Source organism: Streptomyces sp. NBC_00016, from assembly GCF_045040885.1.
GTDB classification, from domain to species: domain Bacteria; phylum Actinomycetota; class Actinomycetes; order Streptomycetales; family Streptomycetaceae; genus Streptomyces; species Streptomyces coriariae.
In genome coordinates this window covers 10152616-10168402 of the sequence record NZ_CP108304.1, presented here as the reverse complement: position 1 = coordinate 10168402, position 15787 = coordinate 10152616, and the positions used below count along the sequence as shown (strand labels likewise).

The window sequence follows — 15787 nt, the reverse complement described above, 5'->3', positions numbered from 1 at the left end:
GCTGAGACATGACACTCAAACGGCACAGGGCCCGAGCCATACTGGTTGCCGTGGCGCTGCTGGCGGCCGGCGCCGTGGGGGCGTCAGCCCCCACCGTGAGCGCGGACCCCGCAGGAGTGCAGCGCACGCTCGACTGGGAGAACTCGGCCGACCGAACCCTGCCGGCAGCGGCACCCAGCGGCTTCGGCAAGCAGTGGGCCACCTCCTACGGCGCCACGACCACCACCGCCCCGGTGCGTGATGGCTCCTACGCCGCGCGCTTCGAACTGCACAAGAGCGACCCGGTGGTGTCCAGCAGCAAACGGGCGGAGATCACCCAGCGCGACGATCAGCCCCTCAATGCCGAGCGCTGGTACGGCTTCAGCATCAACCTGCCGTCGTCCTGGACCTACGACAGGTCAGCCGAAATCGTCAGTCAGTGGCACCAGTGTGACACTCAGTGCCCCTCCGGTTCCCCTCCCCTGGCCCTGCTCACGGACGAGGGGCGGTGGAAGATCGACTTCAAGGGTCAGATCACGGACCTCGGTCCCTACACCACTGGCGCCTGGACCGACTGGGTCTTCCACGTCACGTGGCGTACCGACAGCACGGGCGTGCTCGAAGTCTGGCGGGACGGCGAACAGGTCATGCACCGTACCGGAGCCACGCACAGCGGCGGTCCACGATCGCCGTACTTCAAGTTCGGCATCTACAAATGGGACTGGAACACCGGGGCGCCCTCCGACACAACCCAGCGCGTGATGCACTACGACGCACTGCGGCTGGGAGACGAGCGGGCCACCTACGCGGACGTCAGCCCCGTACGCGCGTGCGGGAGGGCCATCTCACCGGCTGGCGTGACGGCGACAACCTATGAGCCGGCGAATCCACCGGGGAACGCCGTCGACGGCAACCTCACCACGCGCTGGTCGGGGCAGGGCCTGGGAGCCTCACTGATCCTCGACCTGGGCGTCCAGCGTCATCTATGCGCAGCCACGGTGGCCTGGCACCGCGGCGACCTGCGATGGAACGACTACACCGTCTACGTGTCCCAGGACAGCATCACCTACAGCAAGGTGTGGGAGGGGCGCAGTTCGGGAACCACGACCGCGCCCGAGAAGAAACTGTTCACCAGCGGGCCACGCGACGCCCGCTACGTCAAGATCACCTTCCGGGGCAACCCCGAGAACGACTGGGCGAGCATCACCGAAGCCACAGTCCTGGGCCTGTGAGACGGATGGCGGGAGGTCCGTGCAGGGCACCCCGCCATCCGCCATGACGGCTAGGACCTGTTCGATGCGTCGGGTAACCATCTGTCGGCCGGTCGGGGCCGTCCGGTGTGGGGCGGGGTGATCCTTCTGATGTCGAGACAGTCAGCCAGACTCTCTTCGGATTGACCGGCATCCGGGCGGCGGCGGTCTCCGTCGTGACGACCAGGGTGCCCTCTCGTGTCCCGGTGCGGCCGTTGTCGCGAGCAAAACGGTTGGCCTTGAGCGTAGGTCGGTATGTCTGGAGTAACTGTCAAATCCTGTGGATCATCGCGGAGAACCTCAGGCCAGCTGTAGCCATTGATCGAGGACTGCGAAGTCCTGGTCGGTAAGGCCGCGGGATGACGCGACGCGATGGAGCATCGCCTGGGCCGGGTGGTGGGTGGATACCCAGTCTCGGTCGGCGTCGGTGATCTCGTCGTCGACCCAGGCGAACGGGCGTCCGTCCGCCCACGCGACGAGGGTTCGGGTCTTCCAGTGGAGCCCGAACCACTGGTCTTCGCGTTCGTGGGCGGCTGAGGGCACTGGCCAGTTCACGACCGGCAGCTGCGGCAGGCCGAGTCGCGGTGCCAGCTCGATATTGGCCTCTTCTTCCCAGGTGGTGGCCCAGACCAGGTCGCATGGCAGCGCCGCGAGCCGCGGCCCGATCTGCGGGTTGAGCCGCGCCATGTGCGAGTTGGATGCGGTGCCCGCCAGATCGCGCTGCGGGCCGTCACCGAACGGCAGGAGCGGTCCGTCGACGTCCAGGAAGAGCAGTGGGCGGTTCCCGTGCCTGGTCATGCTGCGCTCACCTCGGGACGCTCGACTAGGTAGCCGTTGTGGAATGTGGCGCCGTTGCCAGGGTGATCACCGAACCAAGCAGCGTGCCGACGACGGCTATGCCGTTGGCGATGATGGTCTCCACCTCCTCAGTGGATGACGCAACGCCGCTTTGTGTAACCCGGCTCCGGGACGGCGCACTTGGCAACTGTGTCAGGCGTCGCAGGGAGTTGCGTTGACGGACGTTCGCCTGCCGGGTGGTCACGCCAAAGCGCTTCGGTCGGAGAGGGGCGAGGTCGCGGTGCGGCGTTGGTGCGGGGCTGTGAAGGGCGTGTGGTTCAGAGTGTCATCTGCACTGCCTGCAGGAACGTTACCCAGGACGATGCGCGCCCTGTGGTCGAGGTGCTGTCCAGGCTGATGTGCAGGGTGCGGCGTAGTGGGTGGGGGGAGGTCATGATGGCCTCGTTGCGAGCGGCCAGGCGGGCGAGTTCGGCTTGTGTGGGCAGCCGGTCGCTCTTGGCCAGGTTGCAGGCGGCATGAGCTGGGGCGAGATTCCACAGCGCGTCAAGGTCGGGGCCTTGCCAGGAGCCGATGCTGGCGTAGCGGTGCATGAGGGAGAACGGGAAGACGTGGTCGACAGCTGTGGCATCGGTGGGGGCAAGGATGTCGTCACAGATCAGGCAGCGGCCGTGCTGGAAGCCGATCGTGGCCTGGGTGAGGCCGGTGACCGGGCGGCGCCGCCGCTTGTCGGTGATCTTCAGGGTGTCCCAGTCGACGGTGACGCCTTCCTCGATCAGGCTGCGGCCCACTCCGGTGGCGAAGGAGCTTTCCACGATGCTCCAGCGGGCGTCCAGTTCGGCGGCCAGGCCGGCGGCCTGCTGTGAATGTGCCAGCGCGAGGGCGTCGGGTGCAAGGCGCACCGCGCGCTGCCGCCCGTTTCCGGTGAGCTGGTAGAAGGTGTGGGGTACTGCTGTGTTGCCGCGCAGGTTGTGGAATTTCTGCATCACCATGGCCGGCATCGAACGTACAGCTGCCGCCACCAGCCGCTCGGTGGGGTGGTCTGCGTCCAGGGTGGCGGCGCCTTCCTGATGGGCGATGGCGAGGAAGTCGTTGTCGCCGAGTTGTGTGGTCTGCGGCGCCTGCGGGCTCGTGGCCATGCGACGCACGATGCTCAGGCTGTAGGGGACGGCGAACTCGGCGAGCGGGACCGATCGGCGCCCGGCCCCTGCAAACTCCAGCAGGGCCTGGCCCAAGGCGAACTTGTAGGTGCGGGAGTTGGCGCCCATCAGCACCGCCAGCCGCCACGAGGCACGCGCCGAGGCGTCCTGGGCGTAGAACGCGCGCCCGTTCACTGCTGTCCCTTGCGCAGTGCGACGCTCTGCCACCACACCTCGGAGCGCCCGAGCCGGTCGGTGCCTTCCTCCACGACCCGGATCAGCTCCAGCCCCGCACGCTGTCCGTCGCCCGCGACTTCCTGTGCGGGCACGTCGAACATCACCCGGTCCGCCGGCGGCTCCCCGCGCCGCAGCGAGATCGCCAGGAGACCGCCCGGAGCCAGCAGCTCGGCCAGCCTCCGCATCGCCGGCCTGCGTTCGGCCAGCGGCAGGTGCATCCACACCGCCGACAGCAGCACCAGGTCGAAGGCTCCTTCCAGCCGCCCCAGGTCCGGCAGGGCGTCCTGCACCCACCGGACCCGCTCGTGAGGATTCAGCTCCTGTGCGACGTCTCGCAGTTCGCGCACGGGCTCGACTGCCACCACCTCGTAGCCGCGCCGTGCGAGCGCGTGGGCGTCGCGTCCGGTACCGGCGCCCACGTCCAGCGCCCGCGCCGGAGGCAGCGGCAACAAGTCCGCTACTCCCCCGTGCACCTCATCGAAAGAGACACTCCCGTATCGCTCCCCGAGCTGCTCGGCGTTGCGCGCGTAGTACGCCTGAACGCCCACAGCATGCTGCTCCGCCCCGGAGCCCGCGCCCGGGCAGGAAGAGTTCTCGCCTGCTTCGACCATGCCCTTCACGCTACGGGCATCCACTGACAATGCAGGAGGACGCAGGCTACGAACTGCGCTCACCGTCGCTGGATGGTTGGGTGACAGCAGGGGTGACGCGATGTGTGCGCAAGCGCGGTTGATGCCAGCAGACGTCGAACTGTGCGGGCTGGGGGTGTAGTTGGCCGTGTGGTCACTGTTCTGCTCGCCGGCCCCGGTCGGGCGCCCTCTCGGGCCGGCTGGGCAGGGCCGGAGCGGGCACCTTGGGCAGCCGACGGGCCCCGGGCGCGTCGGTGGTGAGGATGTAGGTGAACGGTCGGCGAACCGGGGGCCGGGCACCGGGATCTCCACACCGGGATGGCAGGCGTAGCCGCGGGTGACGGCGTTGGCGACGTAGTTGGTGATGGCGTCGGCCCGGTGGGGCAGACGTTCCGGTCCGGGGTGCTCAGGCTGCTCAGTATGCGCAAGACGGTGAGGACGGAGGCGTCGAAGCGGCAGTCGTTGTAGGGCGGGAGCCACCCCGTGCTGCGCCTGACTGCCCTGGTGCTGGCGGCACACCTGTCCAGCCGCGGCAGTCCCAACACTGGCATGGCCGTCCCAGCCCGCCTGTGCGGCCATTCCCCTCACCAGACAGGAGAGCTCCTGGACCGGCTGGTGGCTCAAGGCACGCTGGCCCCTGGCACCGGAACCAGGAGACCGATGAGGTGGTCTGGCAACTGCCCCCACAGCGCGCTCTCCCCCGGCCTGCCCTTCTGTGAAACAGGCCGCCGGATCACTGAAGACGGTTCACAGACATGCCCGAATGGAACAAGCAGCTCCGGATATCCGTACTATCCCTATGACAGGGCACTGCGCACTGGACGTTGCTGCCGCCCGCAGGCATCAGCCACCGGGCAGACACACATGTGTGGCAGGCCCTTCAACTCCGGCCCCAGGTCGAGGAAAGGCTGTGCACCTCATGTCTGAGAACACTACCGAACTGACATCGCAGTACACCGCCCAAGTAGGTGCCGACCTCGAACGCAACGCCAAAGAGCAGGAGCGGATCGGCGCGGAAATCGCCGCTCTGCAGGAGCAGTTGGCCGCGCATCAGCGTGACCGCGCCGTGCTGGTCGGCATCCAGCAGGCGATCGCCGCAGCACCGGCTGCGGCAGAGTCTTCGGTCCTGCCGGACAGCGCCGCTGTACCCGCCCCTCGAGCGGCAAGGAAGCAGGCTGAGCCCAGCGCGGGCAAGCATGCACGGCCGAAGAAGACCGCTCCCGCGCCGCGTCGGAGCGCTGCTGGCAAGCCGGCCGCCAAGAAGGCCTCCACCAAGTCCGACAAGGCTGAACCGGCGACAACCGCGCAGCCGACACTGGTCGACCTGATCCGTGGCCATCTCACCGAGCAGAGCGAGCCGCGCTCGGCGGCGGAGATCGCCGCAGCCCTCGGCAAGGCCCATCCCGACCGCAGCGTCAAGACGACCGTGGTACGCACCACGCTCGAGGGGCTAGTGGCCAAAAGCCAGGCGCAGCGCAGCAAGCAGGGCTCGTCCGTCTTCTACACGGCTACCGCAGTGCCGGAGCAGGCTGAGGAGCAGCCCGCAGCGGCCGGTGCATGACTCCGCTTCGGCACACCCGCCGCTGCGCCCCTACTGCTGTGCGACTGCCAGCGCATCGCAATGTCCTCTATGTCACCGCGCTTGTCGGTGGCTGCCGGTTCGCCCTTCGCTGTAAGGGGAGCGGCAAAGGAGGAGAAACTCATGGCAGATATCCACGAATCGGTCATGCGCGGATCTTACGAGGGTGCCCAGAACGATCGGCCACGTCTGAGGCGATGCGTGCCGTGATGCGATGGGCCAGCCTGTCCCCGGAGCAGGTCGCTTCGTGAGCATCCTCAGTGCTCACGGATCCTTGACCACCACCAGCCGCCCACCGTGAAGGCGTTCACCGGCCCAGGAATCGGCAGAGTGCGACGCTCGAACTCATCATCGATGCGAGCAATCAGCCGGCCGAGATCGCGCTGGGCACCGCGCGGGAGGTGAAGCATGACCTCTTCCAGATCGTCGCGGGCATACTCCACCTCCAGTCCGGGCTGCCAGACCTGGGATGCATTCAGATAACGGCCAGGTTGCCGGAACGCCCACTCGAAACGGGCGAGCGCGTCAGCAACCGCGCCAGGCCACATCCGCTCATCCTCGACGCGACGGACAGCTGCACGAGTCCTCGCGGAAACGCCCCCGATCCGCCGAACTACAACATGTCTGCGAGGCCGCCACAGCTCAGCACGGACGGCCTTCGGGCGCCTACGCGGCATCGCCCTTTCTGATCAACATGCCGTCATCCTGCCACGAACACAGCCGACATCGCACGCACGATCGATCCCCCGCCACCCGACGGTGCTCCTACTTCTCACCAACATTCACGCGCTCATCGGTCACTGCGTGATGCCGAAACCCACCAACAAGTGCTCTCGCTTGAAACCTACGCAGCCAATCGGGGCGATGTCCGCTGCGACACATGCCTGCAAGGCCGCCGTCCGTCCCACGTGGGACGGACGGCGGCCTTGCAGGATGCGGTCACACGGCGGGGCACCACTTCGGTGCCCCGCCGCCGGGACACATCAGTTCACGCACCGCTCCCCGCCCTTGGTGATGCCGTCGCTCTCGGCACAGGCACCTGCGGCGAAGCAGCGGTCGAGCGCCCTTTCTGCGATGGCGTGTGAGCACACCGCGTCCGAGCGGCGATCCGGTCAGCCCGCCCAGCGGGAGTCGAGCGCGATGGTCTGCAGGCGGTCGAGCGTGAGCGGGGGCTTCGGCCGCGTCACCGGGCCGCCCTCGGCGTAGGAGTTCACTTCCTGGACGATGACCCGGCGGCCGTCGGGGTGGAGGGTGTCGACCAGCCACACCACGGCGGAGCCGCCCTTCTCCGATGCACGCTTGGCCCGCTTCACCTGGGTGCCGTCGGCCAGGGTCAGGGCCTGGCACGCGATGTACTCGCCCTCGCAGCCCATGAGCCCGTCCATGACGTCGCCCATGTCGTGCTGGGCGTTCACCCCGATCATGCTCTTTCCGCGGCCGTCGTCCCAGACCAGGGCGGCGTAGCCTTCCTGGCTCTGCTCGTCGGAGATCTTCGCGCCCTTGGGCAGCAGGGACTTCAGCACCCGGACCATCTGGCGGCCGGACAGCGGCGCGCCCGAGTCGGACAGCGCGGTGGACGGGGCAGAAGCACTGACCGGGGCGCCGGCGGCTTGCGGAGCGGCGGAGGCCTGCGCCGCCGCACCGAGCCCGAGGGCCAGGACCAGGCCGGCGGCGACGGCCACCCGGCGGGCCGGACGACGGCGTGCGGGAGTGTTCCTCTTCATGTGGTGGCTTCCTTCTCAGATTCAGAGCGCGGGTGTTCCTGCGTCGTGGGGCGGCGGGTGGTGCGAGGCGCCGCACGCCGCCGGGCACAGGAGTGTCCCGGTGCACAAGCGCAGGGCGGTGGTCGTCGTGCTGCCGGCCGGGCGGTCGTGCCGCCTCGGCCGGTGCGACATCCACAGATTCCAGGACGCCGCAGACCTCCGGCAACAGCTGCCCCCATACCCGGGACAGTGGGACCGTCCCACCTGCGTTGACCTGCGCAAACAGGGAGGCCCGGGATGCCGTTCCGGGACGCGGGACGACCCGCGCCGCGCCGGCCGGCCATCGGATGCGGCCGACGTCGCCCGTCAGCCGCCGGTTTCCGCCTCGCCGTCGGCGGCGGTGGTCATGGGGACCCAGCCGGCGGGGCCGCGGTACCAGTAGTGGGGCAGCCCCTTGATGCTGGTGGTACGGAACGGGCGGCCGTGGTCGTCGATGCGCACCGTGCCGCTGCGGCCCTGCGAGGACCATTCGAGTTCGAGGTACCAGTCGCAGGTGCAGGACTCGGTGCCCGCCGAGACCAGCAGGACCTCCGGCTCCTGCAGGGACACCCGGTAGGGGAAGTCGACCGCGAAGCTCGGTGAGTCCGGGCGGCCGGCCCGCACGGCACGGGGCCGAGGTCGGTGCGCGTCGAGGTCGATGGAGAAGTAGCGGGGCTGGAGGGTGGCGCCGCAGCCATCGGCCGTGGAGTAGGCGATGCCCCGGCGGGTGGCGGGGACGGCGCGGCCGACCACGGGCTCCCCCTCAGCTCCTTGACCGGCGGCCTCAGCGGGATCGGCGGCGCCGGCGCTCCCTCCTGAGCAGTCACCCTGCGTGTGAAGAGGCCCCCGCCAGAATCTGGCGGGGGCCTCTCGACCGGTGTCCCGTCATGCTTCGCGCCGGTGCGGGACCGGGGCCATCCCAGGAAGGGGGTGCCGCTTGCGGCTCAGCCCGCCCCCACCGCCACAGGGCCGACCCGGTCCTCCAGCCACGCCGGCAGGTCCAGCAGCCGGACCCCCTCCTGTTCGTTCGGGTCGGTCCGCGCCACCAGGCACACCATCTCCTGCGTGCCGCTGTTCACCGGCATGTGCGGGACGTCCGCCGGGATGTGGATGTAGTCGCCCGCGCGCAGCACCACATGCTCGGCAAGCCCCTCCCCGTGCCACACCTCGACCTGTCCGGACTGGATGAAAATGGCCGATTCGTGACCCTCATGCAGGTGAGGCCGGCCCCGGCTGCCCGCGGCCATCACCAGCCGGTGCAGACACAACCCCTCCGCCCCCGCCGACTGCGCGCTGATGCCCGCCCCGAAGACACCGCCCTGAGCTCCCTCGTAATGCCCGGTCCGAACCACCGAGCACCGCTTCTGATCTGCCATAAACGCAGTACAACAGCGCGAACAAGACCGTTCGAGCGGTTCACGCCAGCCCCCATCCCACCGCATGCCGGCGAATCACGCGGCGCAGAGGAGTGCCCACTCGGCCGACGTCACCGAAAGGGAAAGGGAACATAGAAGGTGTTCACCTGCCGCCGTCGGCGGTCGCGACGGACAGGACGACCTTGCGCAGTACCGGGCCCGAACAGGCTCTGTGACAACCCTCAGGTGGAAACCGTGATGGTCGATGGTGCGGAGCACTGAAGCTGGAGGCCTTTCTCCCGAACAGCCGTTTTATGCAAGGGAGCTCACCGCTGAACGGCTCGCTGCACTCGCAGCTCCCGGACTGGACTGGGCAAGGCCATGAGCCTCCAAGGCGGGCGTGAACCTGGCCCTCAGGCCGTGGGCACCGGCTCTGCGGAGTGGGTGCTCCGCCACAGTCGCACCAGGGCGTCCCTCTCCTCCCCGGACGCCGCGGATCTGCCGACGCAGATCCGCACGGCGCCTGTGCAGCGCTGATCCGAGATAGGTCACCAGCCAGGCGGGGTGGGTTCTGCCCCGGCGCTGGGTTGTCGAACGCTCCCACACCTGGGTCATGCACGCCCGCCGGCACGCACGCGACGACGTCGGCGGGGTCGCGGCCTGGCTGGAGCTCCGGGGCCTCCGGGTGCGGCTGCTTGCCGTTGCGCATCCGGGTGACGGCACGCTTGAACTCCCAGCGGTCCTTCTCCACCTCCAGCAGGCGCGTGAGCAGGTCACGTTGAAAATCGATCCCGGCCTCCACCGACTCGCAGGCGCGGAGCTGTTGGATGAGCTGGACCAGGACCGGCTGCATCGCCTGATGGCGAGGGGTGCATCATCATGTCGTCGGGGCTGTAGGAGTCGGCGTGGAACAGGCTCATCCTGCAAGTGTGGCGATCACTGCGTTCCCCTGTTGTCGTTTTCCGAGCCGCCGAAACCATGTTCGAAAACCCTGAGCACCGAGTCCAGTTCGGCTGCCACGCTGCACAGGGAGCACAGCCGGGTCCCGGGGTGCTCCGCGGCGTCCAGCGCCTGGTCCAGGGTCAGCTTCGGCGCCCGGCTGGTGCTTCCTCGCAGTCGACGGCGTGGATGGCGCTGCGGCCGGAACCGCGACCGCCGTCCATCTCGAGCCAGTGGCGGCAAGGCATTCCAGACGTCCGGCTGTCAGACCTGGAAGCGACTTAGCTGAGTCCGCGACGAGGGGACCAATCCCGGAAGCCGAAAGCAAGACCACGTCCTGCACAGATCCGGTCCCAGCCCCGACTCGGTCCTCTAGCAGGTACTGATCTTGGCCAGGGCATCCACGATCCTGATCTGTACTTCGGGGCTGGTCGCCCGTTCGGCGAGGAAGAGGACCGTATCTCCCGACGCCAGCCGCGGCAGGTCCGCTAAGTCGACGGCGGCCGTGTAGACGACCAGCGGGGTGCGTTTGAGCTGGCCGTTCGCCCGCAGCCAGTCGAGAATCCCTGCCTGATGAAGGCGTACCTGCATCAGGTCCATCACGACCAGGTTGGGTCGCAGCTGCCCGGCGAGCGTGACGGCGTCCGCGTCGCTGGCCGCCCGCGCCACCTGCATCCCGCGCCGCTCCATCGTGGACGTCAGGGCGAGGGCGATCTCGGCGTGCTCCTCGATGAGCAGCACCCGCGGGGGATGCTGTTCGCTGTCGCGCGGCGCGAGCGCCTTCAGCAGGACGGCGGGATCGGCGCCTACCGGGTTCTCGCGCGTCGTCTGTCCGAGCCCGGCGGTGACCAGCACCGGAATCTCGGCGGCCACCGCGGCCGTGCGCAGCGACTGCAACGCGGTACGGGTGATCGGCCCGGTCAGCGGGTCCACGAACAGCGCGGCCGGGAAGGCGGCGATCTGCGCGTCGACCTCCTCGCTCGAGCGCACGATCACCGGCCGGTAGCCGCGGTCGCTGAGCGCCTGCTGCGTACCGACGTCCGGCGCCGGCCAGACCAGCAGCCGACGCGGATCGTCCAGCGGCTCGGGCTCCTTTGCGGCGTTCCTCTCTGCATATAGGGCGTCCCACCCGCCCATCAGTTGCGTGAGCGGTATCTGCTGGGCAGGCAGGGGCTGTTCGGCTGTCGGGGAGGAGCTCGCTGCGCGTTCCGAAGCTGCGGGGGCGGTGTGCGTGGCAGCCCCCTCGGCAGGCAATGGCTGCACGCCCTGGGAGGTGACGTCCTGCGGCGGGGCCTGCGTAGGGGCCGACTGGCTGGCAGCCGCACGAAAACTTGCGACAACGGGCTGGTCCGGGGCAGTTTGCCCCATCGTCCGCTTCTGCGCCCCGAACCACACGGCTGGTGTCCAGGCAGGCTCGATGTCGTAGACGGGCCGTACTTCAAGCTGCTTCCCGGTCTGCACTGCCAGCTGCCCGCCGCCCTCCCAAAATGGCTGCGCAGAGGCCATGAGACGGGCATACAAGGTGCATTCCTTCGCACGAGGATCGGGCTGCTCCCCGTCAGCCTTGGTGGGAAGGGGTCCAGCCTTCCCGGTACGGGGCAGGGGGAAGCCGAGCCGTGTACTGGAAGCCTGCCGCCGGGCACGCTCAAGCGTCTGCCGGGCCGACTCGAGCATCTGCGCGACTTCTACTTCAGCCTCACCGCGCGCCTGCCTGATCTCCTCATCACACCGCTCACGAGCCTCCTCCGACTCCCGCGCAGCCTCCGCCCGCATCAACTTCGCCTGCGTCTGCGCCTGCTGCAGCTCAACCTGTGCCCTCAGCCGCAAGATGCTGGTCTGCTGTGCCTCGTGAAGGATCTGACGGGCCGATTCGTCGCGCTGCGTCTGAAGCTGTTGCTCTGCTTCCGCGGTCTCAAGGGCAAGTTGCCGCGCCTGGGTGGCGTGGAGGGCGGCGGCATCGTCCTTGGCCATGGCGGTGATGTCAGCGCTCCGGTCACGGGCATCGAGCAGCCGCTCAACGACGTCGGCACGCGCCCCGGCAACCAGAGCGTCTGCCTCCCGGTGGGCAGCCGAAACAAGATCCTCTGCCCGTTCGCGCTGCTGCTGCAGCTTGGCGGCGGCCTGGTCAGCTTCCCGCTTTTGCTTTTTGAGGTACGCAGCGGCCTGCTTTTTCTGGAATGCGAGTTTCTGCCATTTTTCCTCCCATTCCTTCCATAATTTTTTGTAGTCGCCGACTTCGGGACGGACTTGGACGCTGCATGATCAGCGCGGACAGGAACTCGTTGCCAGGAAACACGTGCCCATGGAGCACGGCGGACAGAGTGCTGGGGTTCAGGCGGAACTTGTCGTTTTGCTTCTTGGCGGCGTGCTTCGCCGCCGCATCGACCAAGGATTTCTGGGTGGGGTTGCCGCACTTGATGAGCAGGACCGTCAGATCCTCTGCGAACTCCTTGCGGGACCGCTCGAAGCGGGCTGCCGGGTCGGCCGGCTCGGCAGGGTCTGCTGCTTCGTCCGGCACTGGTCCCCCTGGATGTCGCTCACCGAGGAACGAATTCTAGCGATGGAGCACGAAGAAATGTGAAAGATCCGCACATCGCAGATCTTCACGAGCCTTCCATGATCATCTCTTTCTGACCTGCATATTCAACGGCTTACGAGTTAGCACCCGATTCCTGGAAGCACCCCCGGTGCAACCGGAACATGGACACCCAGCGCATCCCTGCCTGGCCGTTCCGGGCTCACCCAGGGGCGCTCGAGAAGGGGCAAGACGTGAGCGAGCAGCAGACCACCACGACCACCACGTCGGCGTCGGCGACCTGGCAGTTGAACCTGGGCCGGAAGGGCCTGCAGATCCACGCCGGCCGACACCTCAGCCTGAGCCTGTCGCTCCCCGTACTGGCATGGGGCGCCAGCGTCAGCGGTCTGATCAGCACCGCCGGCCACTGGATTCAATTCATCCCGTAGCCCACCCGCCGTGGCAGATGCTCCACCTCAGTCGCACCACCGAGGAATCCACAGCAGCCGAACAACAACTGCGCCCCCAACAGGCCGCGGGAGAGGAGCTGCCGGAGCAGTGTTGAGCCGGGAAGGCCCCGCGCGACACCGTCCGGCACCTGGACGACGGTCAGGCCGTCGTCCAGGTGCCGGAGAAGACAGCGGAGAAAGCGGGAGCCCCGGCTCAGCCGTCGGCCGGGTTCCCGTACGGGAAAGATTCGGAGCACGTGGCGTAGGTGTGGGCGGCGTGGCATGCCGAAGTGCGGCAGGTCGCCGCGCCGCTGGACCATCCGGCCATGTACAACCCGGTGCACTACACCGAGGGCAGGGCATCGCATGGGCCTCCCGAGAAGCTGTCGCTTCTGGAGAGGGAGACCACCTTGCGCCGCAAGGGAGGGCACCCCCTCGCCGGCGAGGGGGTGCCGGCGGGGCTACCCAGTGTCTGGTGCAGGGGCGTAGGCCCGCTGCCGCGACGGCAGCGGGCTGTATTCCCGGGGCCCGCTCTACTGCCTGCGCGCGGACGGAGGCAGTGCCATGTTCATCAGGCTCTCGGCGGTGCTGCGGCCGAGGCCGCTGTCGTTGAGGAATGACCTCCTGAGCATCTCTCCGACGCGTTCAGGGCCGATGTCGAAGCGTGTGCGTGCTTCCAGGCAGATTTCTCCAAGGATGCCCGCGGTGCGGTCAGGCTGATGGCGGAAGAACCAGACCAGCATGGTCACCGTGCTTTTGGGCAGCCACGTGAGAACTTTGGCTCCGTGCTCGCGTTGGGCGTCTTCCGCGAGGTGACCGAGAACTGCGTCCACCAGGACTTCGTGCAGAGCGCTGTGAGGAACCAGGCCGGAGTCGGAGCCGTACATCAGGCTGCTCGCGGCGGTCCATGCAAGGTCGTCGGCGGCTTGCCGGGCGTCCTCTCCCTTCAGGAAGGGCTTGCGACGCGTCCCGCTGGGCTTGGTGAGGTCTTCCAGGAAGTTGCCGCGGAGCCTGTTGTGGCTGTCGGTGAGGCCGGCCGGCTGTGTGGTGTTGTACGAGGTGGTCGCCGACAACAGGATCCTGGGGCCGTTCTTCTGGTGGAAGTTCTCAGCCCAGTCACGCGCGACGGGCAGCGACCAGCGCATCGCCTGGCCTGTTCCTTCCTGGGGTTCGGGAAGTTCCTTGGCGCCGCCGTAGCGGAGGTCGGGCATGTCGTCGGCAGGTACGGCGGTGATCTTCGTCAGCCCCGCCATGTCGACGAACGTGTCGGCTTCCAGCTCGGGTGCGTGCAGGTCGACGACGCAGGCCTCCAACGGCCGACTCCCACTGCCGGAGGAACGACGCTGTGCCCACAGGGCCAGGTGGTCCTGCCAGTTGGCGACCGGCGCCTCGGGAGCGGTGAAGCTGGCGATCGTGGCGATGCTGGCGTTATGCGCTTGGCAGGGGGATCGGAGCACATCGGCTGCGGTGATGGTGACCTGGCGTTCGACAGGGCGCTTGTCGCAGCGCTCGTAGGCGCCATCCCAGACCAGCGCGGGACGGTTCCACCGCTCACCGTCCCACCAGTATCCGCCGTGGCGGTACAAGATGCCCTTGGGCTCGTACATCCATGCGTGATGGAGACCGCCCAGATCGTCGTCGTGGATCAGCAGCACGGTCCGGCCGTGCACCGGGTCGTAGTGCACCGCCCAGGCGAAGTCGGAATTCTTGGGCTCGGTGGTGAACGCCACCCACCCCCCGCCCTGAAGCGGATCCGTCCTGCCCCACAACCCGTCGCCCTGCTTGCGTCCGGTCCGCTCGATCGCGTCAGGGTTGTCCAGGGGAAGACGACCGTCGTTGACGAACGGAAGCCCAGGGCTGGGATGGTCGGTACGGGTGCCGTTGGCCACCGGACGGATCCTGAACACGGAAGTCCCCCTCAACACCGATCGGGCAGATCGCAGGAACGCTAGCCAGCCTGGCATGGACCTACGCGTCGAAAATCAGCCCACATCGGAGAGAGCCGGGAGCCAGTCGCCGTGCCCGCGAACTTGTCCGCGCATGCGCGTTCGGCAGCGGCGACCTGCCCGCCCCGCATCGCGCTCAACTGCTCCGAGCCCTCCGGCTCAGTGACGAGGTGATCCGCGCGAGCATGGCACCTCCCTCACCCAGTCGAGGAAGCGGCCCAAGGCCAAGGCATAACGCCTGACACGGTGACTTCGTCTACACGACAGGTCAGGCATTGCTCCGCCTGTGACCGGCCTGCAGATGTGCGCGGCCGGGCCACCGTCAAGCAACTGATGCAGGAGGGACGGCATTTCATCGGGTTCCTCCTGCAGTGAAGGCGGCGCGGTGGTCCTGCGCCCAGGTGGCGTACGTACGTGCCGGGCGGCCCAGCAGCCGCCGTACGGTGTCGGTGGTGGGCCCGGCTTCGCGGGCGTAGTCGGCCAGCGAGCCGAGCAGCCGGTCGGGCACCTCGTCGGGCAGGCCGGCGGCGAGCATGCCGCGGCGGATCTCGTCCGGTGCGGCCTCGACGAAGGACAGTGACCGGTCGAGCGCCGCGCCGAGCGCGGCGACCTTCTCCGGCTGGCTCAGCGACTGCTCTCCGGTGAGCAGGTAGGTCTGACCGTGGTGCTGAGGGTGAGTCAGGGCAAGGGCGGCCACCGCGGCGATGTCCCGCTCGTCGACAGTCGAGGTCCTCGCGTGCGGGTACGCCCCCCGGACGGTCCCGGTCGCCTGGATCTGCCCGGCCCAGGCCAGGGTGTTCGCGGCGAAATCGGCGCAGCGCAGGATCGTCCAGTCCAGGCCGCTTTCCTGGGCGACCTTCTCAACAGCGTGGAACTGCTGCCGGAAGCGTGCGTGCCCAGCCGGGTACTGCACGGTGACGGCGGACAGTACGACTGCTCTTGCCGCGCCCGTCTCGCGGGCGCGGGCCAACAGGTCGACAGCGGTGGATCCGGCGGCACGCGGGCTGAGCAGAATGGCCTCCACGCCGCCGAGGGTGGGAACCTTCGTGGGGTGGACGAGCTGTGTACCGGCGGGGAATTCGGCGTGCGGGTCGCGGGTGACCGCGGCGACTTTCGCTCCCCCCTCGACCAGGAGGCGGACGGTTTCCCGGCCGACGACGCCGGTGGCTCCGGTAATCAGGATCATGACTGAACCCCCAGTGGGTGTGTCGATAATCGATCTTGCGCAGTGGA

General features: G+C 68.3%; 14 protein-coding genes and 1 pseudogene. 5 read left to right on the top strand and 10 right to left on the bottom strand.

What is annotated here, in order from left to right; all coding sequences use genetic code 11:
• The first annotated feature begins 8 nt into the window (after positions 1-8).
• A complete protein-coding gene (locus tag OG933_RS44790) occupies positions 9-1211 on the top strand; it encodes a heparin lyase I family protein (RefSeq protein WP_405624725.1) in 1203 nt (400 codons plus the stop codon).
• Between the two features lie 318 nt (positions 1212-1529).
• On the opposite strand, the gene OG933_RS44785 is transcribed toward OG933_RS44790, so the two are convergent.
• The 3 genes from OG933_RS44785 to OG933_RS44775 all read right to left on the bottom strand — a co-directional run bounded on the left by OG933_RS44785 (position 1530) and on the right by OG933_RS44775 (position 4011).
• Positions 1530-2027 (bottom strand): HAD domain-containing protein, encoded by a 498-nt coding sequence (locus tag OG933_RS44785; protein ID WP_405624726.1) that lies wholly within the window; start codon positions 2025-2027, stop codon positions 1530-1532.
• 317 nt (positions 2028-2344) lie between these two features.
• Positions 2345-3358 (bottom strand): HNH endonuclease, encoded by a 1014-nt coding sequence (locus tag OG933_RS44780; protein ID WP_405624727.1) that lies wholly within the window; start codon positions 3356-3358, stop codon positions 2345-2347.
• A complete protein-coding gene (locus OG933_RS44775) occupies positions 3355-4011 on the bottom strand; it encodes a class I SAM-dependent methyltransferase (RefSeq protein ID WP_362534098.1) in 657 nt (218 codons plus the stop codon). Before OG933_RS44775 ends, OG933_RS44780 begins: the two co-directional genes overlap by 4 nt.
• A gap of 937 nt (positions 4012-4948) precedes the next feature.
• On the opposite strand from OG933_RS44775, the gene OG933_RS44770 reads away from it, so the two are divergent.
• A complete protein-coding gene (locus tag OG933_RS44770; protein ID WP_362534101.1) occupies positions 4949-5590 on the top strand; it encodes a hypothetical protein in 642 nt (213 codons plus the stop codon).
• A gap of 275 nt (positions 5591-5865) precedes the next feature.
• Here OG933_RS44770 and OG933_RS44765 read toward each other — a convergent pair whose 3' ends face one another.
• The 5 genes and pseudogenes from OG933_RS44765 to OG933_RS44745 all read right to left on the bottom strand — a co-directional run.
• Positions 5866-6156, bottom strand: coding sequence for a hypothetical protein (locus tag OG933_RS44765; protein WP_405624728.1), 291 nt, complete (start codon positions 6154-6156; stop codon positions 5866-5868).
• 564 nt (positions 6157-6720) lie between these two features.
• Complete coding sequence (locus OG933_RS44760) at positions 6721-7332, bottom strand: hypothetical protein (RefSeq protein WP_405624729.1); 612 nt, start codon at positions 7330-7332, stop codon at positions 6721-6723.
• A gap of 345 nt (positions 7333-7677) precedes the next feature.
• Positions 7678-8103 carry a hypothetical protein gene (locus OG933_RS44755; RefSeq protein ID WP_405624730.1) on the bottom strand — a complete coding sequence of 142 codons (426 nt, stop codon included), beginning with the start codon at positions 8101-8103 and terminating at the stop codon, positions 7678-7680.
• Between the two features lie 191 nt (positions 8104-8294).
• Entirely contained in the window at positions 8295-8726 is a 432-nt protein-coding gene (locus OG933_RS44750) for a cupin domain-containing protein (protein ID WP_405624731.1), read from the bottom strand.
• Positions 8727-10016: 1290 nt separating this feature from the next.
• A pseudogene (locus OG933_RS44745) lies at positions 10017-10736 on the bottom strand (response regulator); the annotation flags it as partial.
• 756 nt (positions 10737-11492) lie between these two features.
• Between OG933_RS44745 and OG933_RS44740 the strand changes: the two are divergent.
• The 3 genes from OG933_RS44740 (at position 11493) to OG933_RS44730 (ending at position 12608) form a co-directional block, all read left to right on the top strand.
• Entirely contained in the window at positions 11493-11861 is a 369-nt protein-coding gene (locus OG933_RS44740; RefSeq protein ID WP_405633175.1) for a hypothetical protein, read from the top strand.
• 85 nt (positions 11862-11946) lie between these two features.
• A complete protein-coding gene (locus OG933_RS44735; RefSeq protein WP_405633172.1) occupies positions 11947-12225 on the top strand; it encodes a hypothetical protein in 279 nt (92 codons plus the stop codon).
• A gap of 188 nt (positions 12226-12413) precedes the next feature.
• Complete coding sequence (locus tag OG933_RS44730; RefSeq protein WP_405624733.1) at positions 12414-12608, top strand: hypothetical protein; 195 nt, start codon at positions 12414-12416, stop codon at positions 12606-12608.
• Positions 12609-13141: 533 nt separating this feature from the next.
• Here the strand turns inward: OG933_RS44730 and OG933_RS44725 are convergent.
• Together OG933_RS44725 and OG933_RS44720 are read right to left on the bottom strand one after the other, a co-directional pair.
• Positions 13142-14338, bottom strand: coding sequence for a hypothetical protein (locus OG933_RS44725; RefSeq protein WP_405624734.1), 1197 nt, complete (start codon positions 14336-14338; stop codon positions 13142-13144).
• Positions 14339-14906: 568 nt separating this feature from the next.
• Positions 14907-15740: an NAD(P)H-binding protein gene (locus OG933_RS44720; protein WP_405624735.1), complete on the bottom strand. Its 834-nt coding sequence runs from the start codon at positions 15738-15740 to the stop codon at positions 14907-14909.
• Positions 15741-15787 lie beyond the last annotated feature (47 nt).